Origin of the sequence: Microbacterium sp. LB12, assembly GCF_037150835.1 — a bacterium.
Classification (GTDB): Bacteria; Actinomycetota; Actinomycetes; order Actinomycetales; family Microbacteriaceae; genus Microbacterium.
The window spans coordinates 107,807-133,950 of the sequence record NZ_JBBCPF010000009.1; the positions used below are offsets into that span (position 1 = coordinate 107,807).

Consider the following 26,144-nt stretch of genomic DNA (forward strand, 5'->3'; position numbering starts at 1 on the left):
AGTCTATTCCGTCGCGTCCCCTGATTCGCGCGAGGCCGCCGCCAGGCGTGCCCCTTCCGCGGCCTTCTCGGCCTCCCTGGCGCGCTTGCGAAGGTTCTTGTCGCTGATCTCGCGGTCGCCCACGGCACCCGGCGTCCACGCCTCCACGTCCTCATCGCCGTAGCTGCTCTTCGACGCGCGTCGCTTGACCGACGGCGCGACAGCACCCGGCGCCAGACGGCGGGCGGTGAGGAGGAATCCGGTGTGCGCGACCATACGGTGGTCCGGGCGCACCGCGAGTCCTTCGACGTGCCATCCGCGCACCATCGTCTCCGAGGCTTCGGGCTCCGTGAACAGACCGGTCCCGCGGATGTACTCCGCCACCCGCGAGAGCTGTGTCGCCGTCGCCACGTAGCAGAGGACGACTCCGCCCGGGGTGAGCGCGTCGGCCACCACGTCCATGCACTCCCAGGGAGCGAGCATGTCGAGGACGACACGGTCGACAGAGCCCGCTGCGGCCTCGAGCGGGAGCGACTCGACGAGATCGCCGACCACGACGCGCCAGGTGTCCGGCTGTTCACCGAAGAAGGTCTCGACGTTGCCGCGGGCGACATCGGCGAAGTCCTCGCGCCGCTCGAACGAGATGAGGGATCCGGAGGCTCCGACGGCGCGCAGCAGTGAGAGCGACAGCGCACCCGACCCGACGCCGGCTTCCACGACGACCGAGCCGGGGAAGATGTCGGCCTGCATGACGATCTGCGCCGCATCCTTCGGATACACGATCGCGGCGCCTCGCGGCATCGACATCGCGAAGTCCCGGAGCAGCGGGCGCAACGCGAGGTAGTCGTGTCCGGAGCTGTTCGCCACGACGGAGCCATCGGGGAGACCGATCAGGTCGCGATGCCGAAGCACGCCCTGGTGAGTGTGCAGTGCACCGTCTTCACGGAGAGTCACCGTGTGCAGGCGACCCTTCGGGCCGGTCAGCTGGACGCGGTCGCCCTCGCGGAACGGACCACTCGGTCGCTGTGCGCGGGTCTCGGTCATCGGACTGCTCCCGTCACGGTGGTGCTGCTGTCGAAGAGGTCGGCGAGGTCGTCGGCGCCCCGACCGTCGAGCGTGGGCCAGAGCTCGTGGGCGCCGAGGTGGTCCAGCGGCACGATGTGAGGCACCGCGAGAGTGAAGGCCCCCGACGCGAGTCCGGCCCGGACGCCCGTCGGAGAGTCTTCGATCACGATCACGTCGGCGATGTCGACGTCGAGCAGTGCGGCCGCCTGCAGGTACGGCTCCGGGTGCGGCTTCGGATTGTCCACGTCGTCGCCGGCGACCACGATGTCGAAGGCTTCGAAGTCGATCAGCTCGACGACGCTCAGCGCCATCCGACGCAGCGACATCGTCACCAATCCCGTCCGAATGCCGGCCGCACGGAGGTCGCGGAGGAGCTCACGTGCGCCCGGGCGGAAGGGCACCCCCTGGGTGCGGAGGGAGTCCTGCACGACATCGGTCAGATGCGAGACGATCGCCTCGGCCTCCATCGCGACGCCCGCGTTCTGCAGGATCACCGCGCTGTCGATCAGACCGCTTCCGACGAGCTGAAGAGCATCCTCGTGGCTCCAGGTGCCTCCGAAGCGCTCGACCAGCGCCGTCTCGGCCGCCATCCAATACGGCTCGGTGTCGACGAGTGTTCCATCCATGTCCCAGAGGACCGCGCGGGGCTTTCTGCTCACTGAACCCATGCTAGCCGTGGTGCCGCCCGCATCCCGCCCTCGCGGACTAGCCTGGAAGGATCACCTCGCCGATCTCGAAGGGAGCCCTCGATGGATGTTCTCGGTCCACGTATCATCATCGCCGCCTTCGACGGCTGGAACGATGCGGGCGAAGCCGCGAGCGCGGCGATCGAGGCCTTGCGGGCATCGTCGGAGTACGACCTCGTGCACTCCGTCGATCCGGAGCTCTACTTCGACTACCAGTACACGCGCCCGTCGACCCGCATGGATGCGGAAGGGCGCCGTCAGCTCCGCTGGCCGGAGGCGGGTCTCTGGCGCCCTCGCGACCCCGCGCCCGGGCCGGAGTTCTGGTTGCTGACAGGAGCGGAACCCGCGCGCACGTGGCAGGCGTTCGCCTCGGAGTTCATCGATGTGGCTCTGCGCGACGACATCACCGGGTTCGTCACGCTCGGCGCGATGCTCTCGGACGTGCCGCACACCCGGCCCATCTCGATCTTCGCGTCGAGCCAGAACGAGCAGGTCCGCGAGGCGCATGGCCTCGAGAGATCGCTCTATGAAGGCCCTGTCGGCATCCTCACCGTGTTCGAGCACTTCGCGGAGAACGCCGGCATCCCGACCGCGAGCCTCTGGGCGAGCGTTCCGCACTACGTCGCGTCTGCGACACCTTCGCCCAAAGTCACCCTCGCCCTCCTCGATCGCCTCGAGGAGCTCACCGGCGTCGACGTCGACCGCTCCCTGTTGCGCACCGAAGCCGCGGCCTGGGAGGCCTCGATCGACGCTGCCGCCTCCGAGGACGAGGACATGGCCGAGTACATCCGGCAGCTGGAGCGCACGCGCGACACGTGGGATTCCCCCGAGGCTTCGGGCGATGCGATCGCCCAGGCGTTCGAGCGCTACCTCCGTCGCCGCGACGACGGCCCCGGCGACCGCAAGCGCTGAGCGCGAGTCAGGCGGCGATCACGCCGGTACCGAGCAGCACCAGCAGCACGGTACCGAGCAGGATCCGGTAGATCACGAACGGCAGGAAGCTGCGCTTCGAGATCCAGTTCATGAAGAACGCGATCACGCCGAGCGCGACCACGAACGCGATGCCGGTCGCAGCGAGCGTGTCGCCGAACGAGAAGAAGGACGGCTCGTCCCAGCTCTTGAACACCTGGTAGAAGCCGCTGCCGAACACCGCGGGAATCGCGAGGAGGAACGCGTAGCGGGCGGCTGCCGCACGCTCGTAGCCGAGGAACAGCCCCATCGTGATGGTGCCACCCGAGCGCGAGACCCCGGGGATGAGGGCAAGCGCCTGTGCGAACCCGAAGGCGATGCCATGCGGGTAGGTCAGGTCGTCGAGCTTGCGACGCTTCGCACCCACGTAGTCGGCGACGCCGAGCAGGATGCCGAAGACGATCAGCATGATCGCGACGATCCACATCGATCGCAGCACGCTCTCGATCTGATCCTGGAACAGCAGACCGAGCACGACGATCGGGATACTGCCGATGATGATCAGCCAGCCCATCCGGGCGTCCGGATCGTTGCGCGGCGCCTTCCCGATGAGCGACCGGAACCATTGCCGCACGATACGGACGATGTCGCGCCAGAAGAACACCACCACCGCGGCCTCTGTGCCGATCTGCGTGATCGCGGTGAACGCCGCGCCCGGATCCTCGCCGGACGGGAGGAACGTCCCGAGGATGCGCAGGTGCGCGCTGGAGGAGATCGGGAGGAACTCGGTGAGTCCCTGGACGATGCCGAGAATCAGTGCTTCGAGCAGGTGCATGGATGGCTTTCAGATCGGTGTCGGCACGGAGCGCGCGGCGCTCAGAACGTGCGCAGCAGATCGGTCAGCACCCGCTGGCCGAAGACAAGCGAGTCTACGGGCACCCGCTCGTCGACTCCGTGAAACATTCCTGTGAAGTCCAGATCCGCAGGCAGTCGGAGGGGCGCGAATCCGTATCCCGTGATGCCCAGGTACGCGAGCGCCTTGTTGTCGGTCCCGGCGCCGAGCAGGTAGGGGATCACCGGGACACCGGGGTCGTGGCGGCCGATGCTCGCGACCATGGCCTCGACGAGCTCCCCCTCGAACGGCGTCTCCATGCCGATGTCGCGCACCACGGTCTCGATCACGATGTCATCTCCGACGATGGTCTGGAGCTCGGCGAGGACGTCGTCCTCGGTGCCCGGGATCACCCTGACGTCGATGAGCGCTTCGGCACGCTCCGGGATGACGTTGTGCTTGTAGCCTGCGGTGAGCGCCGTCGGGTTCGTGGTGGTGCGGAAGGATGACCGCAGGAACGCCTCCGCCGGGCCCGCTGCCGCCGCGAGCGCATCCGGATCGTCGACGCTGCGTCCGCTCAGCGCGCTCAGGCCGTCGAGTAGTGCTTGGGTCGTCGAGGTGAGCCGGATCGGCCAGCGCGTGCGACCGATGGCGGCGACGGCCTCGGCGAGCTTCGTGACCGCGTTGTCGTCGTGCAGACGGCTGCCGTGGCCCGCGCGTCCCTTCGCGACCAGCCGGATCCAGATCAGGGCCTTCTCCCCCACCTGCAGCAGGTACGCGCGGCGGTCGTCGACGGTGATCGAGTAGCCGCCGACCTCGCTGATCGCCGCCGTGGCCCCTTCGAACCACTCCGGACGGTTCTGCACGACCAGCGCCGACCCCTCGACTCCGCCGTTCTCCTCATCGGCGAAGAACGCCAGCACCAGATCGCGTTCCGGCTGCTCCCCCGCCCGCAGGATCTCCGCCACGGAGGTGAGGATCATCGCGTTCATGTTCTTCATGTCGACGGCACCGCGGCCCCACAGCATCCCGTCCTGCACGATGCCTGCGAACGGATCGACGCTCCAGTCCTCCGCCATGGCCGGTACGACGTCGAGGTGGCCGTGCACGACCAGCGCCGGCTTGTCGCGGTCGCGCCCGGGGACGCGCGCCATCACGTTGGTGCGCCGCGGGATCGGCTCGAAGTACTCGACCTCGAGGTCGAGCCCCTCGAGGTAGGCACCGACGTACTCCGCGGCCTCCCGCTCGCCCTTCGCGTTGCCACCGCCGAAGTTGGAGGTGTCGAAGCGGATGAGGTCGCTCGCGATGCGGACGACCTCCGGAAGAGTGGGATCGGTCATGTGCTCCAGGCTATCGAAACCACGCGCCACGCCCGGGCGGTGGGCTCGGTTCGAGTGCCCGCTGAGGACGTGGTAATGTCATTCTTCGGTCGGCAACGATCATCCAAAACCTGCGCGGGTGGCGGAATGGTAGACGCGCTACGTTGAGGTCGTAGTGCCCGTAAGGGCGTGGGGGTTCAAGTCCCCCTCCGCGCACAGATGACGAAGGCCCCGGATCCACGGATCCGGGGCCTTCGTCATGCTCGCGGCAGAACGGAGCCACGGGTCCTCATCCGAGACAGATGACGTCTCTCCTTGTCGGCGGTCGGAGGCGCGCTAGCGTGTGGTCATTCCGAGCGAAAGGTCGACCACATGGCACAGTCCAACCCGGGAGGCGACGACATCGTCCGCGCCTACCTCTACGGTTTCCCTCTGGTGTTCAACCTCGAACAGGTGGAGCGCTTCACGACCACCGGTGTGGGCAAGAACCCGGCAGCGCCATTCAATGTGTTCAGCCACGCACGCTCGCTCGCGGGCCCCGCCGACACGTTCGTCACCATCAACAACGACACGGTGTACTCGATGGCTCAGCTCGACCTGAGCGTGGGCCCGGTGGCACTGCACGTCCCGGACGCGGCCGGGCGCTACTACGTCCTCCAGTTCGTGGATGCATGGACGAACAACTTCGCCTACATCGGCCATCGCGCCACAGGAACCGCCGCAGGCGACTTCCTCCTCGTCCCTCCCGGGTGGACAGGCGACGCGAACGGTGTTCCCGTCATCCGCTTCCCCACCATGGTCGCCTCCCTCGTCGGGAGATGGGCGGTGAGCGGCGACGACGACCTCCCCGCCGTGCACGCGCTGCAGGACGCCACCACGCTCACGCCGCACGATACGGATGCGATACCGCGGGGGCTCGCGGTTCCCGACCCGGGTGTACCGGAAAGCATCTCCGCGCTCGAGAAGCTGCGCGTGTGGTCCCAGCAGTTCCCACCCGCGCCGCGTGACGCTCCACTTCAGCAATCGTTCGCCTCGACCGGGATCACCGAATCGGGTCCATCGCCCTATGCGTCGCTTCCTGCGGAACAGGTCGAGCAGATCTCCGCCGATCTGGCGTCGGCGAAACAGACTCTGCACACGGTGCTCACGCACGGTTCGAGTCCCGAAGTGAACGGGTGGAAGCTGACGCTGCACGCCTTCGACTACAACCTCGACTTTTTCGAGCTCGGCACCGTCGACGATGACCGCTACAAGATCAACGACCCGGAACGGCGGATCGTCGAGCGGGCGGGCGCGGCCCTCGGCGGTCTCTGGGGCAACCATGCCTACGAAGCGGCATACATCATGACGTACGTCGACGATCGCGGTGAGCAGCTCACTGGCGCGCGGACCTACACGCTGCGCCTCTCTCCCCCACCGCCGGTCTCGGCCTTCTGGTCGCTCACGATGTACTCGGTACCGGACTTCTACCTCGTCGAGAACCCGATCGACCGGTACTCGATCGGCGATCGGACCACGGGTCTGATCTGGGACGACGACGGCGGGCTGACGATCACGATCAGCGAGGCGGAGCCCACCGACGAGAAGAGCCGCGCGAACTGGCTTCCCGCTCCTTCCGGAGACTTCCGCCCGGTCCTGCGCATGTATGAGCCGGGTGAGGCGGTACTCGACGGGAGCTACGTGGTTCCGGCGATCACACGGGCTGATCAGTAGGGAACCAAAGCCGATCGCGCGGAAGCGTCAGGTTTCAGGCCGCGCCCACACCGAACAGGAGACCCAGGGCGTAGGTGATCGCTGCCGCACCGAAGCCGATCGCGAGCTGACGGAGTGCTCGTCGCAGGGGCGGGCCTCCGGACAGCACGCCGACCATGGCGCCAGTGCTCAGGAGGGCGGCTCCGACGAGCACCAGAGCGACGATGATGGCCGTGGTGCCCTGGAGACCGAAGATCCACGGCAGTACCGGAATGATCGCCCCCGATGCGAACAACAGGAAGCTCGAGATCGCCGCCGTCCAATCGCTGCCGACGATCTCGTGGTCATCGCCGCCTGCGATGTGCACAGGTCCCGTCGCCGCCTGGCGCACGCCCGCCTGCGCAGCGGTGACGATCCGTCGCGCCCGCTCCAACGACTCTGACGGCTCCATGCCTCGCGCACGGTACACGAGCGCGAGCTCGTTCTCGTCGATATCGAGGTCGCCTGCCGACGCAGCCGCGTCCTCATTGGCTTCGGTCGCCGCCAGGAGCTCGCGCTGAGAACGCACCGAGACGAATTCGCCAGCACCCATCGACAGCGCTCCGGCCAGCAGACCGGCGATACCGCTGAAGAGCACGAAGCCGGAGCTGACACCCGTCGCTCCGATGCCGAGCACGAGGGCGAGGTTGCTCACCAGACCGTCGTTCGCTCCGAACACGGCAGCGCGGAACGAGCCGGACAGACGCCGACGTCCGCGGGCCGCGAGACCGCGGACGACCTCGTAGTGCACCTTCTCGTCGGCGCGCATCGCCGGCGTGGCGTACTGCTCGGAGTCGTAGGGCGAACGCGCTTCCGCACTCTGTGCGAGCGCGAGGACGAAGATCGATCCGAATCGACCCGCCATCCACCCGAGCAGCCGCGAACGGATGCCCGCCCGCGGCAGGCGGGCCGGTTCGGCACCGAGAAGATCGAGCCAGTGCTGCTCATGACGGCGCTCGGCGTCGGCGAGGCTGAGCAGGATCTCCCGCTCCTCACCCTCGCGGCGGGCGGCCAGCTTCTGATACACGGCGCCCTCGGCCCGCTCTTCGACGAGGTAGCGCGCCCAGCGCCGACGATCGGCGGCGGTCGGCTCAGCAGCGGCAGGGGCTGTCATGGATTCTCCAGGTGTCACGGCGCACGGATGGGCGGGCAACGTACAACGCTATCCGTGCGAGTGCTGCGGGACCGCGCCGAGACAGCGATTGCCAGCATTTCGGGGTTCCGAAGCGGCACGGTGCGGAAGCGGACCGCTCAGCTGCGTACGCGCTTGCGGAGCACCTCGATGCGGGATTGCAGCTGCGACACCGTCGCCTGCGCCACCGCCGGACCCCCGCAGATACGGCGGAGCTCGGCGTGCACGGCGCCGTGGGGCTCGCCCTTCTGTCGCGCGTACAGGCCGACGAGGCTGTTCAACAGCTGCCGCTGCTCTTTGAGCGTGCGGTGCAACGGTGCCGGCAACGTCGTCGTCTCCGCCGGATCCGCCGTGGCCTCACGGGCCTCGCGGAGGCGCGACTGCCTGGACTGCCGCTGCATGAGCAGCTCGTGCACGTGCTCCGGTTCGAGGAGGCCGGGGAAACCGATGAACTCCTCCTCCTCGGGCGTGCCCGGTTCGGCGAGCTGGCCGAACTCCTGCCCTTCGAACACGACGCGGTCGAAGTGCGCGACGGAGGACAGCGCCTGGTAGCTGAACTCCTGCGTCAACGCGTCCGAGGTCTCCTCTTCGCGATTGGCGCTCTCGAGCAGCGAATCCTCGAGGCCGTCGTCTTCCTTCGACTGCCGGTCCAGCGCGTGGTCACGCTGCTTGTCCATCTCGTTCGCCAGCCCCATGAGCACGGGGACCTGCGGGAGGAAGACGCTGGCTGCCTCACCGCGACGCCGCGCCCGCACGAAACGACCGATCGCCTGCGCAAAGAACAGCGGGGTCGAGGACGATGTCGCGTACACGCCGACGGCCAGGCGTGGAACGTCGACGCCCTCCGACACCATGCGCACGGCCACCATCCACCGGCTGTCGCTGCCGGCGAACTTCTCGATGCGCTCGGATGCGGTCGCGTCGTCCGACAGCACGATCGTCGGCTGCTGCCCCGTGATGCTGTGGAGGATCTTCGCATAGGCGCGGGCCACGGTCTGGTCGGTGGCGAGCACGAGTCCGCCCGCATCCGGCACGTGGTTGCGGATCTCGGTGAGGCGACGATCTGCTGCCGACAGCACGGCCGGCATCCAGTCGCCTTCGGGGTCGAGTGCCGTGCGCCAGGCCTGGGACGTCACGTCCTTGGTGTTGTCCTGACCGAGGTGCGTCTCGAGTTCATCACCCGTGGTCGTGCGCCAGCGCATCTTGCCCGCATACATGTGGAACAGCACGGGTCGGACGACGCCGTCGGCGAGGGCGCGCCCGTAGCCGTAGTTGTAGTCGGTCCGCGAGATGCGCGCCCCGGACTCGTCGGGGTGGTACTCGACGAACGGGATCGGCGCCGTGTCACTGCGGAAGGGCGTTCCGGAGAGCAGGAGGCGTCGCTTCGCTGGACCATAGGCATCGCGGATCGCGTCGCCCCAGCTCAGAGCATCGCCGCCGTGGTGGACCTCATCGAGGATCACGAGCGTCTTCGCATCCTCGGTGAGATGCCGGTGCACCGACGACTTCGCCGCGACCTGCGCATAGGTGACCACGGCCCCGTGGTAGTGCCGCGCCGGCGCCCAGTCGCTGTTGCGGAAGCGCGGGTCGAGGCGGATGTGCACGCGTGCGGCCGCGTCTGCCCACTGCGTCTTCAGATGCTCGGTGGGCGCGACGACGATGATGCGGTTGACCTCGCCCATGCGCATGAGTTCGACGGCAAGGGTGAGTGCGAACGTGGTCTTGCCTGCGCCCGGTGTCGCGGCGACGAGGAAGTCGCGCTGATCCGCCTGGAAGTACTGTTCCAGCGCCTCCTGCTGCCAGGCGCGCAGCTTGTTCGCGGTTCCCCAGGGTGCGCGCTGGGGGAAGGACGGAGAGAGCATCGACTCCACGATAATCGGTGCCGACGACACTGGATCACGCGTCATGAATCCCGCGCGCGTCCCGCCCGAGAGGTCGTGGCTACGGGTAGGCTCTGTCACTGCGCTGCAGCCACCGCCGCCCCGCAGAACGTCGCGAAGGAGAGCTGGATGACCGACCAGGATTCGACTCGGACCCCCTACGTCCCCAACGAGACCGCGCACCCGTGGCGGCGTTTCGTCGCGGTGGGCGACTCGTTCACGGAAGGCATCGGGGATCCGGACCCGGCGCACCCCGGGAGCCATCGTGGCTGGGCCGACCGTGTCGCGGAGGTGCTCGCCGCGCAGGTCGACGACTTCGCCTACGCGAACCTCGCCGTGCGGGGAAAGCTGATCTCGCAGATCGTCGCGGACCAGATAGAACCGGCCGTCGCACTGCGCCCGGACCTCGTCTCCATCTGCGCGGGCGGCAACGACGTGATCCGACCGGGAACCGATCCGGACGCCATCGCCAACCAGCTCGAGGACGCCGTGGCCCGCCTCTCATCCACGGGTGCGGCCGTCCTCCTCTTCACGGGGATCGACACCGGGTTCACCCCGGTGTTCCGCCCCTTCCGGGGCAAGGTCGCGATCTACAACGAGAACGTGCGCGCGATCGCCGAGCGCCACGATTGCATCGTGGCGGATCAGTGGGCGCTCAAGGTCGTGCAGGACATGCGGTTCTTCGACGACGACCGACTGCACTACAACGCGCTCGGTCACCACGAGGTGGCGCGCATGGTGCTGCGGGCGCTCAACGTTCCGAACGACCTCGAAGCCATGCAACCGGAGCCGTTCCCGCTGCGCACCTGGCGCGAGGCCCGATCGGAGGATCTCGGCTGGGCGCGGGAGCACCTGGTCCCCTGGGTGCTTCGCCGCCTGCGGCATCAGTCGTCCGGCGACACGGTGACCGCCAAGAGGCCGGAGCCGTCGCCGGTGATCCTGCCCGACCACGACTGAACGGTCAGCGCTGGACCGCCCACAGCGCGACGGCGGCTGCGGACGCCACATTGAGCGAGTCCACGCCTCCGGACATCGGGATCGTGACGATCGTGTCCGCGCCGTCGAGCACAGTGCGCGAGAGTCCGTCGCCTTCCGATCCCATGACGAGCGCGACCCGCTCAGGGCGATCCGAGACGTAGGCGTCCAGCGTGACCGCATCGTCGCGCAGAGCGAGAGCGGCGATGTCGAATCCCGCGGCGTGCAGGTCTGCGATGGCTGAGTCCCAGTCGGTGATGCGGGTCCACGGCACCTGGAACACGGTCCCCATGCTCACCCGCACGCTGCGCCGGTACAGCGGATCGGCACCGCCCGGCGACACGAGCACCGCGTCGGCACCGAGTCCGGCGGCTGCACGGAATGCGGCGCCGACGTTCGTGTGATCGCCGATGTTCTCGAGGATCAGGACGACGTTGGCGCCGTCGAGCACCTCGCGGACGGACGGCAGCTCCGGTCGATGCATCGAGGCGATCGTGCCCCGGTGCACGGCGAACCCCGTCACCGCTTCCGCCACCTCGTCGGGCACGACGTAGACCGGCACGTCGAACCCGCCGACGATCTCCCGGATGTCCTCGACCCGGCGCTGCTGAGTGAGCACCGAGCGCGGTCGATGTCCCGCCGCGACGGCGCGCGCGATTACCTTCGTGGACTCCGCGATGTACAGCCCGCCCGACGGCTCGCTCAGCGTGCGCAGCGCGGTGTCGGTGAGTCCACGGTAGTCGTCGAGGCGCGGGTCGTCGGCATCCGTCACAGTCAGCAGTTCCACGGGGTCCACTCTGCCATCGCTCGCATGGTCGCACCGACACAGCGTCCGCCTCCCTGCGTGCCTCGTGTCCGCGCCGCACCGTAGACTCGCACGAGGAGGTCATGTGAGCGCGTCGAACACCGCCGAGCTGTCGGCCACCATCGCCCACGCCGCCGGGCTCTTGCGCGGCAGGCGGATCGCCCTCCTGACAGGTGCCGGCATCTCCACCGATTCCGGCATCCCCGCGTACCGCGGTGAGGGCGCCAGGACCCGCAGCGATCCGATGACGATACAGACCTATCTCGGCGATGAAGCCGCGCGGCGCCGCTACTGGGTGGGTGGCCACCTCGGCTGGCAGGCCTTCGCCCGGGCCGCACCGAATCCCGGGCACCTCGCCCTCGCCGAGCTCGAAGCCGCGGGGTCGGTCTCGGGCGTCATCACGCAGAACGTCGACGGACTGCACCTGCGGGCGGGCAGCTCGCACGTGATCGAGGTGCACGGCACGATGCGCCGTGTGCTCTGCCTGCACTGCGGCCAGGTCTTCGACCGCCGCGACATCGCCGTCCAGATCGAAGAGCTGAACCCCTGGATCACCGTCCCCGAGAACGTCGCACTCGCCCCGGACGGCGATGTGCTCCCGGAGAGCACCGAGGGGTTCGTCATCCCCGTCTGCACCGTGTGCGGAGGGATGTTGAAGCCCGACGTGGTGTTCTTCGGCGAGTACGTGCCGCAGGACCGGTTCCGTGCGGCTGAGTCGCTGCTGCGATCGAGCTCCGCCCTGATCGTCGCCGGATCCTCCCTGGTCGTGAACTCCGGTGTCCGTCTGGTCGAGCGCGCCCGGCGTCGCAGCATTCCACTGATCATCGTCAACCGCGAGCCGACGCGAGCGGATGCCTGGGCCGATCTCACCATCGCCGCCGGCACCAGCGACGTGCTCCCCGCCCTACAGGAAATGCTCTCGTGACCCACCTCACCCTCGTCCGCCACGGTCAGACCGACTGGAACCTCGCGCGCCGCATCCAGGGCTCGACCGACATCCCCCTGAACGAGACCGGACGCGAAGACGCGCGTTGGGCCGCCGAGAAGCTCGCCGCGGGCACACACCACGCCATCTACACCAGTCCACTGCTGCGGGCCAGGGAGACGGCCGAGATCATCGCGCACCGACTCGGACTCGAGGTCGTCGGTGTGGTCCCGGACGTCAGGGAACGTGAGTTCGGCGACGGCGAGGGGATGCTCGTCGAGGACTACATCCGCGCCTACGGCAACTGGCATGCCGAGGTGCCGGGCGCCGAATCCCTCCAGGAGGTCGGTGAGCGCGCCATCGAGGCCCTGCACCGGATCGCGAGGGAAGCACGCCGGCGCTCGTCCCCGCAGGCGGAGTCGGTCATCGTGGTGGCGCACGGCGGTGTGATCCGCGCGGTGATCGACCACGTCTCCGGAGGCACGCTGCCCCGCGAGGGGGAAGTGCTGCAGAACGGTTCTGTCCACCGGTTCGTCGCCGCACCCGGCTACCTGCGTCTGCTCGAGGAGTCCCCGGTCCTCTGACTGCTCAGCCCGCGCGGGACACCACGGAACGCGCGTGCCGCAGGACCGGCTCGTCGATCATGCGCCCCTGGAAGCGGAACACCCCGCGCTCGGTCTGCGCGGCTTCGAGCACGGCCCGAGCCCAGGCGACGGCCTCGTCGGCCGGGCGGTAGGCCGCACGGATCGCGGCGACCTGGTTCGGGTGGATGCAGGCGCTGGCGCGGAAGCCGGACGCCGCGGCATCCCTCGCTTCCTGTTCGAGTCCGAGCGCATCGTCGAGGTCGATGTGTACAGCATCGATCGCAGCCTTCCCGTGCGCTCCCGACTCGAGCAGCACCCGAGCGCGGGCGTAGCGGGCGATGTCCCGGTAGACGCCGTCTGCGTTCCGCGACGCAGTGCCGCCGAGGGACGCGACGAGATCCTCCGCTCCCCACATCATCGCCACGACCCGCGGATGGGCGGCGATGCGGTCGGCGGCGTGGATGCCGCGCGCCGTCTCGCACAGGGCGATCAGGGAGAACGACTCGTCGAACGCGTCGAGACCGTCTGCGCTCTCGGTCTTCGCCACCATCACCGTCCGGTACGGGGTCGCCTGCAACGCTTCGAGATCGGCGGTGAACTCCGCACTATCCGGCGCATTGACCCGCACAATGACGCGTGCGGGATCGATGTCGGCGGCGAGCACGTTCTGGCGTGCGGCGGCCTTGGCCTCCGGCAGGACGGCATCTTCTAGATCGAGGATGATGGCATCCGCGCGCTCCAGCGCCTTGCCGAAACGCTCCGGCCGGTCCGCCGGACAGAACAGGAGCGCGGGGCCGAGGTCGAATGTCATCCGATGGAACCTTCCGGGAGGCAGTGCACGAGGACCGAGCGCACGGCGGTGGCGACCACCGTGCCCTCCTGGTTGCGCCCGGTGTGGGCGATCTTCACGATGCCCTGACCCGGCCGCGATGACGACAGTCGCTTCTCGACGATGACGCTCTCGGTGTAGAGGGTGTCGCCCGCGAACAGCGGATGCGGGAACGCGATGTCGCCGAAGCCGAGCTGTGCGACCAGCGTGCCCTGCGTCAGCTGCGCGACGGACGAACCCACCATGGTCGACAGCGTCCACATCGAGTTCATCAGGCGCGCGTGGAACGGATCCTGGGCATCCGCGAACGCCGCGTCCAGGTGCAGCGCCTGCGTGTTCATGGTCAGGGTGGTGAAGAGCACGTTGTCGGCCTCGGTCGCGGTGCGGCCAGGCCGGTGCAGATATCGCGCGTCGACCGCGAACTCCTCGTAGTACAGCCCCCGCTGGAGGATGTCGTGCGTGGTCATGCCACCACGCTACCCGGCGAGTCCGAGGCCACGTGCGATCACGAGGAGCTGCACCTCGGTGGTGCCCTCGCCGATCTCGAGGATCTTCGAGTCGCGATAGTGCCGGCCGACCGGGAACTCGTTCATGAAGCCGTTTCCGCCGAAGATCTGTGTCGCATCGCGGGCGTTGTCCATCGCCGCCTCGCCACCGACGAGCTTCGCGATCGCCGCCGCTTCCGCGAACGGCTTCCCGGCATCCCGCAAGCGCGCCGCGTGGTGCCAGGCGAGGCGCGCGGTGTGCACGCGCGCGCGCATCCGGGCCAGCGTGAACTGCGCGTTCTGGCGAGTGCTGAGTGCGGCACCGAAGATCGTGCGGCTCTTGGCATACTCGACAGCGGCCTCGAGGCAGCCCTCCGCCGCGCCCGTCGAGAGTGCGGCGATCGCGATGCGCCCCTCGTCGAGGATGCTGAGGAAGTTGCGGAACCCGCTCCCCCGCTGCCCCACCAGATTCGACGCGGGCACACGTGCGCCGTCGAACGTCAGCGGATGTGTGTCCGAGGCGTTCCAGCCCACCTTGTCGTAAGCGGCCTCGACCGTGAAGCCGGGGGTGCCGTTCGGGACGATGATCGTGGAGATCTCCTTGCGCCCGTTGTCGGTCCCGGTCACTGCGGTGACGGTGACGAAGCGGGTGATGGGCGTACCCGAGTTGGTGATGAACTGCTTGGAGCCGTCGATCACCCACTCGTCGCCGTCGAGTCGGGCGGTGGTGCGGGTCGCGCCGGCATCGCTGCCTGCCTCCGGCTCGGTCAGGCCGAAGCCTGCCAGGGCACGACCGGCGAGCAGATCCGGAAGCAGTTCCTGCCGCTGTTCTTCGGTGCCGAAGCGGAAGATCGGCATCGCTCCGAGGCTGACACCGGCCTCCAGCGTGATCGCGATGGACTGATCCACGCGTCCCAGCGCCTCGATCGCGATGCCGAGCGCCATGTAGTCCCCGCCCTGCCCGCCGTATTCCTCGGGGAACGGCAGCCCGAACAGACCGAGCTCGCCCATCTGGGATACGACGTCCATCGACAGCGTGTGCGTGCGGTCTGCCTCGTACGACTGGGGAGCGACGACGGTCTCGGCGAACTCTCGCACCATGGCGGCGAGCTCGCGCTCCTCCTCGGACAGGTCTTCCATGTTCAACTCTCCTCCGTCGTCACGCGGGCGACCGGTTGATCGCGCCGCACCTGATCGCCCACGGCGACCAGCAGATGCACCACGCCGTCCTGCGGCGCGAGCACCTGGTGCTCCATCTTCATCGCCTCGATCGCCACGAGCGGGTCGCCCGCCGAGACGGCGTCTCCGTCCGCGACGAGTACCGCGACGACGCTCCCCGGCATGGGCGCGCGACCCTCCGGTCCGGTCGTCGTGGACCCTGCCTCGCGCGCGGCGAGTCGTCGGCGCATCCGCTGTCGGCGGTCCAGGGGGCGCAGTCGCACGGTGTGCCCGTCCTCGGCGACCCACACCGCACCATCCGCGTCCACCGCGGACCGCACGAGGCCGCGGGGTCGTGCGCCAGCCGGATCATCGAGAGGAACCTCCTCGTCGTCGTCCGAGAGCGCGATGAAAGGCGCCCGTGCTTCTGCCACGGAACCGAGACGCCAGCCGGGGAGCTCGCGCCAGAGTGCGCTCGTGCGCAGCGGTTCGATCGCACCGGAGGCGGCGTCGCGCGCAGCGACGAGCTGTGCGGCCGAGGGGCGGTCCGCTGCCAGGGGAAGCAGCGTCTCGATGAGCCCCGTATCGAGGTTGCCTGCCACGACCCGTGCATCACGGCAAAGAGTACGCAGGAAGGCGATGTTCGTCTCGACGCCGAGCACCACGGTGCGGGCAAGGGCATCGTCGAGCCGGGCGAGCGCGGTCTCGCGATCCTCGGCGAACGCGATCACCTTCGCGATCATCGGATCGTAGAAACCCGTGACCTCGCTCCCCGTCTCGATCGCCGCGTCGACGCGGACGCCCGTCGGCGGGTCGAACAGGAGGATGGTCCCCGTCGAGGGGAGGAACCCCCGCTCGGGCGACTCCGCGTACACACGCGCTTCGACGGCGTGCCCGGTCAGCCGCACGGTCACGTCGAGCGGGAGACCGGCGGCAGCGCGCAGCTGCAGCGCGACCAGGTCGAGGCCGGTGACCTCCTCGGTGACCGGATGCTCCACCTGGAGGCGGGTGTTCATCTCGATGAAGAAGACCTCGTCCGGGGCATCGGCGTCGATCAGGAACTCGACGGTTCCGGCGCCGACGTAGTCCACGCTCTCGGCGGCGAGCACGGCGGCCGCGAGCAGCTGCTCCCGGGTGTGCGCCGGGATGCCGGCGGACGGAGCCTCTTCGATCACCTTCTGATGCCGACGCTGCAGCGTGCATTCGCGCTCACCGAGGGCGACCACGGTGCCGTGTGCGTCACCGAACACCTGTACCTCGATGTGCCGTGGACGTCGGATCAGTCGCTCGAGGATGAGCGCGTCGTCTCCGAAGGCGGATGCCGCCACCCGCCGTGCCGACGCGAGGGCACCGCGGAGACCCGCCGCGTCGGACACGACCTCCATGCCCTTCCCGCCGCCCCCGGCGCTGGGCTTGACGAGCAGCGGATAGCCGACCTGCTCCGCCTCCTCGGCGATCTCGGCATCGGAGAGCCCCTTCGCATCGAAGCCGGGCACCACAGGCACGCCGTAGCGCATCACGTGATCACGAGCACGCGCCTTGTCGCCCATGATCTGGAGCGCCTGGACCGATGGACCGATGAAGACGATGCCGCTCTCGGCGCAGGCCTCGGCGAGGCCGACGCTCTCCGACAGGAATCCGTAGCCGGGGTGGATCGCCTGGGCGCCGGTACTTCGGGCCGCGGCGATCACGGCATCGATATCGAGGTAGGACTCGGCAGCGGGCGCCGGGCCGATGCGCACGGCGGCATCCGCCTCACGCACATGCGGTGACCCTGCGTCCGCATCGCTGTAGACGGCGACGCTGCGGATACCGAGCGCACGCAGTGTGCGGATCACCCGTCGCGCGATCTCGCCGCGGTTGGCGACGAGGACGGTGTGGAAGGAGATGGGCTTCGAAGACGACATGGCTCTCACATCCGGAAGACGCCGAAGCGCGGCTCGGGCAGGGGGCTGCGGGCGACGACGTCGAGCGCGAGGCCCAGCAGGTCGCGGGTCTGCGCGGGATCGACGATGCCGTCGTCCCACAGTCTCGCGGTGGCGTAGTAGGGCTCGCCCTGGTGCTCGTACTGCTCGCGGATCGGTGCTTCGAAGGCGGCGCGCTCGTCGCCGGTCCACGCCTCGCCGCGTGCGGTGAGCTGATCTTCCTTGACGGTGGCGAGGACCGAGGCGGCCTGCGCCCCGCCCATCACGGAGATGCGGCTGGCGGGCCAGGTCCACAGGAACCGCGGCGAGTACGCCCGGCCGCACATCGAGTAGTTGCCCGCCCCGAACGATCCGCCGATGATCACGGTCAGTTTCGGCACCCGTGTACTGGCGACCGCGGTGACCATCTTCGCGCCGTCCTTCGCGATTCCTCCGGCTTCGGCGTCGGAGCCGACCATGAACCCGGTGATGTTCTGCAGGAAGAGCAGCGGGATACCGCGTTGGTCGCACAGCTCGATGAAGTGCGCGCCCTTGAGCGCGGACTCGCTGAACAGCACTCCGTTGTTCGCGACGATACCGATCGGGTGGCCGTGCAGACGTGCGAATCCGGTGACCAGGGTCGTCCCGTACTCCGGCTTGAACTCGAGGAAAGTGTCGCCGTCCACGAGGCGTGAGATCACCTCATGCACGTCGTATCCGGCGTTCACGTCGACCGGGACGACGTCGTAGAGCGAGGAGAGCTCGGACGGCGGACGGCTGCTCACCACTTCCCAGGCGGGAGCGGCGGGGGCCGGCAGAGTGGCGACGATGTCTCGCAGGATCTCGAGTGCGTGCTCATCGTCCTCGGCGAGGTGGTCGACGACGCCGCTGCGACGGGCATGAAGCTCTCCACCGCCCAGCTCCTCGGCGGTGACGATCTCGCCGATCGCCGCCTTCACGAGAGGCGGGCCGCCGAGGAAGATCGTGCCCTGTCCCCGGACGATCACGGTCTCGTCGCTCATCGCGGGAACGTACGCGCCGCCCGCGGTGCACGAACCGAGCACGGCTGCGAGCTGCGGGACGCCCTCGGCGGACATCCGCGCCTGATTGAAGAAGATGCGCCCGAAGTGCTCACGATCGGGGAAGACCTCATCCTGCTTCGGGAGGAACGCACCACCCGAATCGACCAGGTAGAGGCAGGGCAGCCGGTTCTCGAGGGCGATCTCCTGCGCGCGCAGATGCTTCTTCACCGTGAGCGGATAGTACGTGCCGCCCTTGACGGTCGCGTCGTTGCAGACGACCATGACGTGGCGACCGTGGACGAGACCGATGCCGGCGATCACACCGGCTCCCGGCGCCTCTCCCCCGTACAGCCCGTCGGCTGCGAGCGGAGCGACCTCGATGAACGGACTGCCCTCGTCGAGCAGGCGCGCGACGCGGTCACGTGGCAGCAGCTTGCCGCGGGCGACATGACGTTCGCGAGAGGTCTCCGGTCCCCCGCGCGCGGCGGTGGCGAGACGCTCTCGCAGCTCCTGCGCCAGTGATTCCTGGGTTGCGGGCATCGTGATGTCCTCCTCGACCCACGTCCGCGTGGGCGTCGCCCTGGCGCGGTGCATGCATTTTCGGTTAGTGTTCACTAACCCGTTGATTCAGGTTAGCGAGGATTAACTGAGATGACAAGCCCGGTCACCGCCCGAGACCGCGCCAAGGCTGAACGGTCGGATGCGATCCTGCACGCCGCCGCGCAGCTCTTCGCCGCGCGCGGGTACAGCGGCGTGAGCCTGGAAGACATCGGCGCCGCCGTCGGGGTCTCCGGCCCCGCCGTCTACCGCCACTTCGCCGGGAAGCAGGCCCTGTTGGGCGCCGTGCTCGTCAAGGTCAGCCAGGACCTCGTGCGCGGCGGCCAGGACGTCTCGTCGGATGCCCCGCGCCCGGAAGACCGCATGCATGCGCTGATCCGCTTCCATGTGGATTTCGCACTCGGAAACGCCGAGGTGATCCAGGTGCAGGATCGCGACGTGGCCTATCTCTCCGATGCCGATCGGGCAGAGGTGCGCCGCCTCCAGCGTGCGTACATCGAACTCTGGATGGACGCGCTCTCGGTCCTCGACCAGTCGAGCACCATCGATCGCGAACAGCTGCGGCTCCGCGTCCAAGCGTGCTTCGGGCTCATCAACTCGACTCCGCACAGCACGCGTGCCACGACCAGACGGCACTCCGCCACCGCGACCGTGCTGATCGCGATGGCGGATGCCGCGTTGCGCGCCTCTATGTGAGAAGCATCGCCCGAGCCGGATCCTCCAGCAGATCCGCGACGGACTTCAGGAACGCCGCGCCCTCGGCTCCGTCGACGATCCGGTGGTCGAACGACAGGCTGAGCGTCATCAGCTGGCGCAGGGCGATCTCGCCGCGGTACTCCCATGGCTGGCTGCGCACGGCGCCCACGGCGAGGATGCCGGACTGACCCGGCGGAAGGATCGGCGTGCCGGCATCGACCCCGAACACCCCGATGTTCGAGATCGAGAAGGTGCCGCCGGCGAGTTCCGCGGGAGAGGTTTTGCCCGCACGCGCCGTCGCAGCGAGGCCCTTGATCGCATCGGAGAGTCCGCCGAGCGTCAGCTGTTCCGCATCCCGGATCACAGGCACGATGAGTCCGCGATCCGTCGCCGCCGCGATCCCGAGATCCACGTAGTGGTGCTGCACGATCTCGCCGGCGGCCTCATCCCAGCGCGAGTTGAGCCCCGGGGCGCGGCCGAGGGCGAGGCACACGGCCTTCGCGACCACGGCGAGCGGACCGATCCGCTGCTCGCTGAACTCGCGATCCTCGCGGAGGCGGGCCAGCAGCTCCATAGTGGCCGTCACGTCGACCGTGTGGAACACCGTGACGTGTGGCGCGGTGAACGCGCTCTGCACCATGGCGGCGGCGGTGTGCTTGCGCACGCCGCGGATCGGGATTCGCGTCTCGCGCTCCCGGTCATCCGATGGAGCGGAGAACAGGGAAGGCGCGGGTGTCGCAGCGAGAGGCTCGTTTCCTCCGCGGGCTCCGATCCGCTCGGCGTAGGCGTCCACGTCGCTGCGGGTGATCAGCCGGTCACCGATCTCGGCCGCGATGAGGACCAGATCAACGCCGAGGCGCTTGGCATGCGCGCGCACCGGCGGCGTCGACCGCGGGCGCTCGACGACGGCGTCGACGGCGAGAGAAGGGGTCGCGTCGTGAGGGGCCGCTTCGAGAACGGCCGTGTCGACCACGGCGGGCGCCCCTCGGTTCCGACGCTGCCGACGCGCAGGACGACCGCTCGACGTCGGCGCAGCCCCGTATCCGACGAGGTTCGGCTGCGCCCTCTCGGCCGCGGGCTCGGCGGCGGCGGCGGAAGCCTCCTCCGCACCTTCGACGTCGAAGGCGATCAATGGCGCGCCGACCGCGACCGTCTCCCCCGCCTCCGCGTGGAGGGTCGACACTGTGCCTTCGTAGGGCGAGGGCAGCTCGACCACGGCCTTGGCAGTCTCGACCTCTGCCAACGTCTGGTTCAGGGCCACCGCATCACCCGGGGCGACCAACCACTGCACCACTTCGGCCTCGGTGAGACCTTCGCCGAGGTCGGGCAGTCGGAACTCGGCGATCATGCCTCTGCTCCCGTCAGGCTGTTCGGTCGGTCGAGGACGCGATCCACCGCGTCGAGGATCCGGTCGAGATCCGGGAGGTGGTACTTCTCGAGTTTCGCCGGCGGATACGGGATGTCGTGTCCCGTCACCCGAAGCGGCGCCGATTCGAGGTACTCGAAGCAACGCTCGGTGATACTCGCGATCACTTCCGCGGCGACACCCGCCTCACGCGACGCCTCGTGCGCCACGACGACCCGCCCCGTCTTGCGCACGGATGCGGCGACGGAGTCGTAGTCGACCGGCGAGAGCGAGCGCAGGTCGATCACCTCGAGCGAGATGCCCTCGTCCTCTGCCGCCTCAGCCGCTTGGAGCGCGGTCGAGACCATCGCACCGTAGGTGATGACCGTCGCATCCGAGCCGCTGCGCACCACACGGGCGAGACCCATCGGCGGGGCGTCGGCGAGCGATGCCTCGAGGTCGACGTCGCCCTTGTGGTGGTAGAGCCGCTTCGGTTCGAAGAAGATCACCGGGTCATCGGAGGCGATGGCCTGTCGAAGGCTGCGATACGCGTCTTCCGGATTCGAGACGGCGATGACCCGCAGTCCCGCGGTGTGCACGAAGTACGCCTCGGGCGACTCCGAGTGGTGCTCAGCGGCGCCGATGCCACCCGCCCAAGGGATCCGGATCGTGATCGGCATCCTCACGCGGCCTTGTGTGCGGTAGTGGAGCTTCGCGACCTGCGCGACGATCTGATCGAACGCGGGGTACACGAATCCGTCGAACTGGATCTCGACGACGGGGCGGTATCCGCGGAACGCGAGGCCCACCGCCATGCCGACGATGCCGGACTCCGCCAATGGCGTGTCGATCACTCTGGCCGCGCCGAACTCGTCGAGCAACCCGTCGGTGATGCGGAAGACACCACCGAGCTTTCCGATGTCCTCGCCCAGCAGCACGACCTTGTCGTCGTCGCGCATCGCCTGGCGCAGACCGGCGCCGAGCGCCTTGCCGAGGGTGAGCTCGGTCATGCTCCCACCTCGCTGTCGAACGATGCGAGGTAGGCGGCGTACTCGTCGCGCTGACGCTCGAGGCCCGTGTGCGGTTCTGCGTACACGCCGTCGAAGACGGCGAGGGGCGGGCGCGTCACCATGCCGAGGCACGCCGCCCGCATCTCCTTCGCGACGGCATCCGCGGTCGCCTGGGTCTCGATCATGTGCTCTTCGGTGAGGTCGCCCGTCGCACGCAGGTGGGCTTCGAGTCGTGCGATCGGGTCCCGCCGACGCCACGATTCGAGTTCCGCCTCATCGCGGTATCGGGTGGGGTCGTCCGCGGTCGTGTGCGGGCCCATGCGGTACGTGACGGCCTCGATATACGCGGGACCCTTGCCCGATCGTGCGTGATCCAGTGCCCACCGCATCGCTGCCATGCATGCGAGCACGTCGTTGCCGTCGACGCGCACACTGGGGATGCCGAATCCAGGAGCTCGACCGGCGATCGGATACTGCGACTGCACGGCGACGGGTTCGGAGATCGCCCAGTGGTTGTTCTGGCAGACGAAGACGACGGGCGCCTGGTACGACGCCGCGAAGATCATCGCCTCGTTGACGTCGCCCTGGCTCGTGGCCCCGTCACCGAAATAGGTGACGGCGACCTCGTCGGTGCCGTCGTGCTGGATACCCAGCGCGTACCCGACGGCGTGCAGCGTCTGCGCGCCGATGATGATCTGCAACGGTGCCATGCCAAGGACCGCCGGATCGTAGGCGGCGCCTTCTTCGCCCCGCCACATGCGCACATAGTCGCCGGGTGCGGCGCCGCGGGCGTACACGACACCGGTCTCGCGATAACTGGGGAAGACGTAGTCCTTCGGGGCGAGTGCCCGCGCGGTTCCGATCTGCGTGGCCTCCTGGCCTTGACACGGCGCCCACAACCCGAGCTGTCCCTGACGCTGGAGTGCGACACCCTCGGCGTCGATGCGACGGAGGACCACCATGTCGCGCAGCAGCGACCGCAGCTGCGCGGCGTCGACGTCGGCGACGAATGGGTCCAGCCTCGGATTCGCCACACGGCTTCCGTCCGGGGCCAGGATGCGCTCCGAGAGCTCCAGATCCTGGGCGGTGTCTGCGATGGGGGTGATCTGCGGTGACATCGTCGTCCTCCTCGTCCTCGGCGGCCCTCGTGAGGCGCCGCGCACTGATGCCAGCGTCATCACCGGCATGGTCTGAGAGTACGACCGCTCAACACCTCGCTCAAGCATTCTCGTCACGCTTGAGCATGTTGCTCAATTCGGGCGCAACGGCTCCTGCTAAGGTTTGGCACTATGCCAGGACTGGACCGCATCGATCTCGAGCTTCTCGCCGCCCTCGCCGACGACCCGAGGACCACCATCGTCGCTCTGGCCGAGAACCTCGGGCTCTCCCGCAACACGATCCAGGCGCGGATGGCGCGCCTCGAGCAGAGCGGGATCTTCCTCTCCTACGAGCGCTCGTTCTCCCCCGACGTGCTGGGCTTCCCGCTCCAGGCGTTCGTGAGCATCGGAGTCCGGCAGACGGAGCTCCCCCGCATCATCAACGAACTCGCGCGGATCCCGGAGGTCGTGCAGGCGCACGGTCTGAGCGGATCCATCGACCTGCTCGCGCGTGTCGCGTGCCGCGACGCGCGTCACCTCTTCGACACGGATGCACGCATCCTGTCGATCGAGGGTGTCGAGCGCACCGAGACCTCGCTCGCGATGGGCGAAGTCATCCCGTTCCGGGTGGCTGGACTCATCGGCCTCGCGCGACGGGAATCCTGAGGAAGCGTCGGACCGCGCCCGCAGCCTCCGCCGGCGTCTCGTAGTGGATGAGATGACCGACGTGCGCGATCTCGACCAGGCTGGCGTCAGGGAAGATCGTCGCCAGCGTCCGCTCGGCTTCGATGGGTGTGATGTCGTCGCGCTCTGCCGCGACGAGGAGCGTCGGAACGTCGATCTCCGGGGCGAACTCACGGACGTCGTGAGACACGCTCGCGACGAACGCGTCGCGGAGCACATCACGGTCCGAGAACCGAGAGAAGTGCGTGTCGTGCTGATCGTGGATGAACCGTCGGAGCTCGGGATCCTTCGTCTTGGCCATCGTGATGCTCATCACCCGGACGATGATCCGGTTGCGCAGCAGTGCTGTCCCGGCCTTATCCGGCAGGTGAGCGCCGAGCGCGTAGTAGAGCACGGCGAGCCGGGTCATGAGCCCCTTCGGGCCCTCCAGCGCGGGCGCGCCGATCGGGTTGAGGAGGATCAGGCGAGACGTCTTCAGTCCGCCCGCGACGGCGGCCGATGCCACGATCGAACCGAAGGAGTGCCCCAGGATGACGGCATCGGGCGCGACGGCTGCGGCGAAGTCGGTGAGCCACCCCGCGTACTCGTCGAGGTCGTGCCGCCGCCCGGGCATCGGGTCGGACTCACCGAACCCGGGGAGGTCCGGGGCGATCACGCGCGCCTCCGGAAGGTAGGCGAGCACGGGTTCGAGCCCGTGGTGCTCGCCGCGGAACCCGTGCACGGCGATCACGGTGGTCTCCGCGGCGTCCGGCCCGTACACCCAGTAGGCGGTGGTCGCCCCGCGCACCTCGACCTCGTGGCGCTGCACGGGGAGGCGACGAAGACGATCCGCGTAGGGAGAGGGCACGCTCATGCCTCCGAGTCTACGAGTCGCCGTGCGCCTTCTCCTGAATGTCCGCAGCCGGCCGTAGCGTGAGGGCATGTCCCGCGGTCTCGAGCTTCCCTCCTGGCTCAGCCGCGTCGGCGTCTTCGACTTGGAGACGACAGGAGTCGACGTCACGTCCGATCGTGTCGTGACCGCCTACGTCGGCGTCCTGGATGCAGAGGGGCGCCAGATCGCCGCCCGGTCGTGGCTCGCCGATCCCGGTGTTCCGATCCCAGCGGGGGCAACGGCTGTGCACGGGATCACCACAGAGCACGCACGATCCGCAGGCCGGCCCGCTTTCGAGGTGGTCTCCGAGGTGACCGCGGCGCTGCGGTCGTTGTTCGACCAAGGCGTGCCGGTGGTGGCGTACAACGCGTCCTACGATTTCTCGCTGCTTGCCCACGAGGCCCAACGGCTCGGGACCGAACCGTTGGGGGATCCCTCACCGGTCATCGATCCGCTCGTGATCGACAAGGCGTACGACCGCTACCGCCGCGGGAGGCGCACGCTCGAAGTGGTCGCCGCCCACTACGCCGTGACGCTCGACGCCGCGCATGACGCATCCGCAGATGCGATCGCCGCCGGACGTGTCGCGCAGGCTCTCGCCCGCCGTTACATGCTTCCCGCGACCCCCGCAGAACTGCACACGAACCAGATCGGATGGGCGCGCTCGCAAGCCGCGAGCCTCACGGAGTACTTCGTCAGCATCGGCCGCCTCGATCCTGAAGACGCGCTCGACGGGCGCTGGCCCGTTCGCACAACGCAGCCCGACGTCTTCGCCCGCCGTCCGTCATCCTCGGCGCCTTTCGTTGACTAGAGTTCGAGTACCCGGACCGCTTCTTCTCGGTCCTCTGAGCACCACATCGAGGAGCCCCATGGTCCACGTCCCGTACCGCGTCGAATCCCGCGCCTGCTGATGGGCAGCCTGTACTACGGAGACACGCAGACCCCGATCCAGATCGACGACCGTGCTCTCGCACACTTGAAGGTCGTGATCGCGACGAAGTTGCGACGCAACGAGAGCTTCACGCTGTCGTGGCGTCATCCCGAAGGCGATGCGCCCGGACGGTCCACGCTGTGGCTGCACCCCTCGATCCCGCTCCGGTTCGTCTTCCAGGAACCCGAACCGCCCGAGCTCAGCAGGGCGTGGATCGAGGAGCTCGCGCACTCGGCGAGTTCCACGGGAGGGATCATGCTCGTCGAGGAGCACCTCGAGAGTGCCCTCGCGGAGTGACAGCCCCCACGTTCACACCGGATCTTCGCCGCTGGAGCTGACGGACCGACGCGTCGTCGGCTCCCCGGTGGCCGGATCGACATACGTGCGCGACACGGTCTCCGTCCGACGCCGCCGCGCCATCAGGACGATGCCGATGAGGAAGACGACGACACCCGCTCCCATCAGGATGTAGCCGACCATGTCCAGGTCGACCCAAGGGACCTCGACGTTGACCGCGAACACGAGGATCGCGCCGATCACGAACAGGGCGATTCCGCTGCCGATGCTCATCATGCCTCCCGGTGTGCGGCACGGTGCCGCGCCTTCGAAGGATGGCGCGTCGGATCGCGCGCAGGGAGGGGGTTGACAGCGTCCGGCGGTGGGTGCCACCCGCTCCCTCGCCCTCCTCGGGCCCGTTCGCTGCGAATCGGTCCCGGGAGCGCCCAGTAACAT

At 68.6% G+C, this 26,144-nt stretch carries 26 protein-coding genes and 1 tRNA gene; 10 read left to right on the forward strand and 17 right to left on the reverse strand.

The window, feature by feature from the left end; all coding sequences use genetic code 11:
- Positions 1 to 3: 3 nt before the first annotated feature.
- Positions 4 to 1,023: a tRNA (adenine-N1)-methyltransferase gene (locus tag WFM69_RS15540; protein ID WP_337006230.1), complete on the reverse strand. Its 1,020-nt coding sequence runs from the start codon at positions 1,021 to 1,023 to the stop codon at positions 4 to 6.
- Entirely contained in the window at positions 1,020 to 1,712 is a 693-nt protein-coding gene (locus tag WFM69_RS15545; protein WP_442928404.1) for an HAD family hydrolase, read from the reverse strand. Before WFM69_RS15545 ends, WFM69_RS15540 begins: the two co-directional genes overlap by 4 nt.
- Before the next feature lie 81 nt (positions 1,713 to 1,793).
- Here WFM69_RS15545 and WFM69_RS15550 point away from each other — a divergent pair, with 81 nt between their 5' ends.
- Positions 1,794 to 2,642 carry a PAC2 family protein gene (locus WFM69_RS15550; RefSeq protein WP_337006234.1) on the forward strand — a complete coding sequence of 283 codons (849 nt, stop codon included), beginning with the start codon at positions 1,794 to 1,796 and terminating at the stop codon, positions 2,640 to 2,642.
- Positions 2,643 to 2,649: 7 nt separating this feature from the next.
- Here WFM69_RS15550 and WFM69_RS15555 read toward each other — a convergent pair whose 3' ends face one another.
- Together WFM69_RS15555 and WFM69_RS15560 are read right to left on the reverse strand one after the other, a co-directional pair.
- A complete protein-coding gene (locus WFM69_RS15555) occupies positions 2,650 to 3,474 on the reverse strand; it encodes an undecaprenyl-diphosphate phosphatase (protein ID WP_337006236.1) in 825 nt (274 codons plus the stop codon).
- A 41-nt stretch (positions 3,475 to 3,515) separates the two neighbouring features.
- A complete protein-coding gene (locus WFM69_RS15560) occupies positions 3,516 to 4,811 on the reverse strand; it encodes a M20/M25/M40 family metallo-hydrolase (RefSeq protein ID WP_337006238.1) in 1,296 nt (431 codons plus the stop codon).
- Positions 4,812 to 4,923: 112 nt separating this feature from the next.
- Between WFM69_RS15560 and WFM69_RS15565 the strand changes: the two genes are divergently transcribed.
- Both WFM69_RS15565 and WFM69_RS15570 read left to right on the forward strand, forming a co-directional pair.
- A tRNA-Leu gene (locus WFM69_RS15565) sits at positions 4,924 to 5,006 on the forward strand.
- Positions 5,007 to 5,162: 156 nt separating this feature from the next.
- Positions 5,163 to 6,503: a DUF1254 domain-containing protein gene (locus tag WFM69_RS15570; protein ID WP_337006240.1), complete on the forward strand. Its 1,341-nt coding sequence runs from the start codon at positions 5,163 to 5,165 to the stop codon at positions 6,501 to 6,503.
- A gap of 34 nt (positions 6,504 to 6,537) precedes the next feature.
- Here the strand turns inward: WFM69_RS15570 and WFM69_RS15575 are convergent, their stop codons facing one another.
- Positions 6,538 to 7,635, reverse strand: a complete 1,098-nt coding sequence (locus WFM69_RS15575; protein ID WP_337006243.1) for a VIT1/CCC1 transporter family protein — start codon at positions 7,633 to 7,635, stop codon at positions 6,538 to 6,540.
- 137 nt (positions 7,636 to 7,772) lie between these two features.
- On the reverse strand, positions 7,773 to 9,515 hold the full coding sequence (locus WFM69_RS15580; RefSeq protein ID WP_337006245.1) for a DEAD/DEAH box helicase: 1,743 nt from the start codon (positions 9,513 to 9,515) through the stop codon (positions 7,773 to 7,775).
- Between the two features lie 147 nt (positions 9,516 to 9,662).
- Between WFM69_RS15580 and WFM69_RS15585 the strand changes: the two genes are divergently transcribed.
- Entirely contained in the window at positions 9,663 to 10,490 is an 828-nt protein-coding gene (locus tag WFM69_RS15585; RefSeq protein ID WP_337006247.1) for an SGNH/GDSL hydrolase family protein, read from the forward strand.
- A 4-nt stretch (positions 10,491 to 10,494) separates the two neighbouring features.
- Here the strand turns inward: WFM69_RS15585 and WFM69_RS15590 are convergent, their stop codons facing one another.
- Complete coding sequence (locus WFM69_RS15590) at positions 10,495 to 11,295, reverse strand: TrmH family RNA methyltransferase (protein WP_337006249.1); 801 nt, start codon at positions 11,293 to 11,295, stop codon at positions 10,495 to 10,497.
- 103 nt (positions 11,296 to 11,398) lie between these two features.
- On the opposite strand from WFM69_RS15590, the gene WFM69_RS15595 reads away from it, so the two are divergent.
- Together WFM69_RS15595 and WFM69_RS15600 are read left to right on the forward strand one after the other, a co-directional pair.
- Positions 11,399 to 12,238, forward strand: coding sequence for a Sir2 family NAD-dependent protein deacetylase (locus WFM69_RS15595; protein ID WP_337006251.1), 840 nt, complete (start codon positions 11,399 to 11,401; stop codon positions 12,236 to 12,238).
- Positions 12,235 to 12,822, forward strand: a complete 588-nt coding sequence (locus tag WFM69_RS15600; protein WP_337006253.1) for a histidine phosphatase family protein — start codon at positions 12,235 to 12,237, stop codon at positions 12,820 to 12,822. Before WFM69_RS15595 ends, WFM69_RS15600 begins: the two co-directional genes overlap by 4 nt.
- A 4-nt stretch (positions 12,823 to 12,826) precedes the next feature.
- On the opposite strand, the gene WFM69_RS15605 is transcribed toward WFM69_RS15600, so the two are convergent.
- The 5 genes from WFM69_RS15605 to WFM69_RS15625 are packed head-to-tail and all read right to left on the reverse strand — an operon-like array spanning position 12,827 to position 18,760.
- Complete coding sequence (locus tag WFM69_RS15605) at positions 12,827 to 13,633, reverse strand: HpcH/HpaI aldolase/citrate lyase family protein (RefSeq protein ID WP_337006256.1); 807 nt, start codon at positions 13,631 to 13,633, stop codon at positions 12,827 to 12,829.
- Positions 13,630 to 14,118, reverse strand: a complete 489-nt coding sequence (locus WFM69_RS15610; protein ID WP_337006258.1) for a MaoC family dehydratase — start codon at positions 14,116 to 14,118, stop codon at positions 13,630 to 13,632. The genes WFM69_RS15605 and WFM69_RS15610 overlap by 4 nt, the downstream gene beginning before the upstream one ends.
- 9 nt (positions 14,119 to 14,127) lie before the next feature.
- Entirely contained in the window at positions 14,128 to 15,276 is a 1,149-nt protein-coding gene (locus WFM69_RS15615) for an acyl-CoA dehydrogenase family protein (RefSeq protein ID WP_337006260.1), read from the reverse strand.
- A 2-nt stretch (positions 15,277 to 15,278) separates the two neighbouring features.
- The gene (locus tag WFM69_RS15620) at positions 15,279 to 17,201 is read right to left on the reverse strand and encodes an acetyl/propionyl/methylcrotonyl-CoA carboxylase subunit alpha (RefSeq protein ID WP_337006262.1); all 1,923 of its coding nucleotides are present in this window, start codon (positions 17,199 to 17,201) and stop codon (positions 15,279 to 15,281) included.
- Between the two features lie 5 nt (positions 17,202 to 17,206).
- On the reverse strand, positions 17,207 to 18,760 hold the full coding sequence (locus WFM69_RS15625; RefSeq protein ID WP_337006264.1) for a carboxyl transferase domain-containing protein: 1,554 nt from the start codon (positions 18,758 to 18,760) through the stop codon (positions 17,207 to 17,209).
- Between the two features lie 111 nt (positions 18,761 to 18,871).
- Here WFM69_RS15625 and WFM69_RS15630 point away from each other — a divergent pair, with 111 nt between their 5' ends.
- Positions 18,872 to 19,474 carry a TetR/AcrR family transcriptional regulator gene (locus tag WFM69_RS15630; protein ID WP_337006266.1) on the forward strand — a complete coding sequence of 201 codons (603 nt, stop codon included), beginning with the start codon at positions 18,872 to 18,874 and terminating at the stop codon, positions 19,472 to 19,474.
- Here the strand turns inward: WFM69_RS15630 and WFM69_RS15635 are convergent.
- The 3 genes from WFM69_RS15635 to pdhA are packed head-to-tail and all read right to left on the reverse strand — an operon-like array spanning position 19,467 to position 22,947.
- Positions 19,467 to 20,822 carry a dihydrolipoamide acetyltransferase family protein gene (locus WFM69_RS15635; RefSeq protein ID WP_337006272.1) on the reverse strand — a complete coding sequence of 452 codons (1,356 nt, stop codon included), beginning with the start codon at positions 20,820 to 20,822 and terminating at the stop codon, positions 19,467 to 19,469. The two genes, WFM69_RS15630 and WFM69_RS15635, sit on opposite strands and share 8 nt — an antisense overlap.
- Positions 20,819 to 21,829 (reverse strand): alpha-ketoacid dehydrogenase subunit beta, encoded by a 1,011-nt coding sequence (locus WFM69_RS15640; protein ID WP_337006274.1) that lies wholly within the window; start codon positions 21,827 to 21,829, stop codon positions 20,819 to 20,821. The genes WFM69_RS15635 and WFM69_RS15640 overlap by 4 nt, the downstream gene beginning before the upstream one ends.
- Positions 21,826 to 22,947 carry a pyruvate dehydrogenase (acetyl-transferring) E1 component subunit alpha gene (gene pdhA, locus WFM69_RS15645; RefSeq protein ID WP_337006276.1) on the reverse strand — a complete coding sequence of 374 codons (1,122 nt, stop codon included), beginning with the start codon at positions 22,945 to 22,947 and terminating at the stop codon, positions 21,826 to 21,828. Before pdhA ends, WFM69_RS15640 begins: the two co-directional genes overlap by 4 nt.
- Before the next feature lie 171 nt (positions 22,948 to 23,118).
- Here pdhA and WFM69_RS15650 point away from each other — a divergent pair, with 171 nt between their 5' ends.
- Positions 23,119 to 23,592 carry an Lrp/AsnC family transcriptional regulator gene (locus WFM69_RS15650; protein WP_028501915.1) on the forward strand — a complete coding sequence of 158 codons (474 nt, stop codon included), beginning with the start codon at positions 23,119 to 23,121 and terminating at the stop codon, positions 23,590 to 23,592.
- Here the strand turns inward: WFM69_RS15650 and WFM69_RS15655 are convergent.
- On the reverse strand, positions 23,564 to 24,463 hold the full coding sequence (locus tag WFM69_RS15655) for an alpha/beta fold hydrolase (RefSeq protein ID WP_337006280.1): 900 nt from the start codon (positions 24,461 to 24,463) through the stop codon (positions 23,564 to 23,566). The genes WFM69_RS15650 and WFM69_RS15655 overlap by 29 nt on opposite strands.
- 67 nt (positions 24,464 to 24,530) lie before the next feature.
- Between WFM69_RS15655 and WFM69_RS15660 the strand changes: the two genes are divergently transcribed.
- Entirely contained in the window at positions 24,531 to 25,292 is a 762-nt protein-coding gene (locus tag WFM69_RS15660) for an exonuclease domain-containing protein (protein ID WP_337006282.1), read from the forward strand.
- Positions 25,293 to 25,391: 99 nt separating this feature from the next.
- A complete protein-coding gene (locus WFM69_RS15665) occupies positions 25,392 to 25,709 on the forward strand; it encodes a DUF7882 family protein (protein ID WP_337006284.1) in 318 nt (105 codons plus the stop codon).
- 12 nt (positions 25,710 to 25,721) lie between these two features.
- Here WFM69_RS15665 and WFM69_RS15670 read toward each other — a convergent pair whose 3' ends face one another.
- Entirely contained in the window at positions 25,722 to 25,982 is a 261-nt protein-coding gene (locus WFM69_RS15670) for a DUF6458 family protein (protein ID WP_337006286.1), read from the reverse strand.
- Between the last annotated feature and the right edge of the window lie 162 nt (positions 25,983 to 26,144).

What these genes read in the sequence shown, in the direction of transcription:
- WFM69_RS15540 (WP_337006230.1), bottom strand. Translation starts at nt 1,023, where the DNA reads ATGACCGAGACCCGCGCACAGCGACCGAGTGGTCCGTTCCGCGAGGGC.
- WFM69_RS15545 (WP_442928404.1), bottom strand. Translation starts at nt 1,712, where the DNA reads ATGGGTTCAGTGAGCAGAAAGCCCCGCGCGGTCCTCTGGGACATGGAT.
- WFM69_RS15550 (WP_337006234.1), top strand. Translation starts at nt 1,794, where the DNA reads ATGGATGTTCTCGGTCCACGTATCATCATCGCCGCCTTCGACGGCTGG.
- WFM69_RS15555 (WP_337006236.1), bottom strand. Translation starts at nt 3,474, where the DNA reads ATGCACCTGCTCGAAGCACTGATTCTCGGCATCGTCCAGGGACTCACC.
- WFM69_RS15560 (WP_337006238.1), bottom strand. Translation starts at nt 4,811, where the DNA reads ATGACCGATCCCACTCTTCCGGAGGTCGTCCGCATCGCGAGCGACCTC.
- WFM69_RS15570 (WP_337006240.1), top strand. Translation starts at nt 5,163, where the DNA reads ATGGCACAGTCCAACCCGGGAGGCGACGACATCGTCCGCGCCTACCTC.
- WFM69_RS15575 (WP_337006243.1), bottom strand. Translation starts at nt 7,635, where the DNA reads ATGACAGCCCCTGCCGCTGCTGAGCCGACCGCCGCCGATCGTCGGCGC.
- WFM69_RS15580 (WP_337006245.1), bottom strand. Translation starts at nt 9,515, where the DNA reads ATGCTCTCTCCGTCCTTCCCCCAGCGCGCACCCTGGGGAACCGCGAAC.
- WFM69_RS15585 (WP_337006247.1), top strand. Translation starts at nt 9,663, where the DNA reads ATGACCGACCAGGATTCGACTCGGACCCCCTACGTCCCCAACGAGACC.
- WFM69_RS15605 (WP_337006256.1), bottom strand. Translation starts at nt 13,633, where the DNA reads ATGACATTCGACCTCGGCCCCGCGCTCCTGTTCTGTCCGGCGGACCGG.
- WFM69_RS15610 (WP_337006258.1), bottom strand. Translation starts at nt 14,118, where the DNA reads ATGACCACGCACGACATCCTCCAGCGGGGGCTGTACTACGAGGAGTTC.
- WFM69_RS15615 (WP_337006260.1), bottom strand. Translation starts at nt 15,276, where the DNA reads ATGGAAGACCTGTCCGAGGAGGAGCGCGAGCTCGCCGCCATGGTGCGA.
- WFM69_RS15620 (WP_337006262.1), bottom strand. Translation starts at nt 17,201, where the DNA reads ATGTCGTCTTCGAAGCCCATCTCCTTCCACACCGTCCTCGTCGCCAAC.
- WFM69_RS15625 (WP_337006264.1), bottom strand. Translation starts at nt 18,760, where the DNA reads ATGCCCGCAACCCAGGAATCACTGGCGCAGGAGCTGCGAGAGCGTCTC.
- WFM69_RS15630 (WP_337006266.1), top strand. Translation starts at nt 18,872, where the DNA reads ATGACAAGCCCGGTCACCGCCCGAGACCGCGCCAAGGCTGAACGGTCG.
- WFM69_RS15635 (WP_337006272.1), bottom strand. Translation starts at nt 20,822, where the DNA reads ATGATCGCCGAGTTCCGACTGCCCGACCTCGGCGAAGGTCTCACCGAG.
- WFM69_RS15640 (WP_337006274.1), bottom strand. Translation starts at nt 21,829, where the DNA reads ATGACCGAGCTCACCCTCGGCAAGGCGCTCGGCGCCGGTCTGCGCCAG.
- pdhA (WP_337006276.1), bottom strand. Translation starts at nt 22,947, where the DNA reads ATGTCACCGCAGATCACCCCCATCGCAGACACCGCCCAGGATCTGGAG.
- WFM69_RS15650 (WP_028501915.1), top strand. Translation starts at nt 23,119, where the DNA reads ATGCCAGGACTGGACCGCATCGATCTCGAGCTTCTCGCCGCCCTCGCC.
- WFM69_RS15655 (WP_337006280.1), bottom strand. Translation starts at nt 24,463, where the DNA reads ATGAGCGTGCCCTCTCCCTACGCGGATCGTCTTCGTCGCCTCCCCGTG.
- WFM69_RS15660 (WP_337006282.1), top strand. Translation starts at nt 24,531, where the DNA reads ATGTCCCGCGGTCTCGAGCTTCCCTCCTGGCTCAGCCGCGTCGGCGTC.
- WFM69_RS15665 (WP_337006284.1), top strand. Translation starts at nt 25,392, where the DNA reads ATGGGCAGCCTGTACTACGGAGACACGCAGACCCCGATCCAGATCGAC.
- WFM69_RS15670 (WP_337006286.1), bottom strand. Translation starts at nt 25,982, where the DNA reads ATGAGCATCGGCAGCGGAATCGCCCTGTTCGTGATCGGCGCGATCCTC.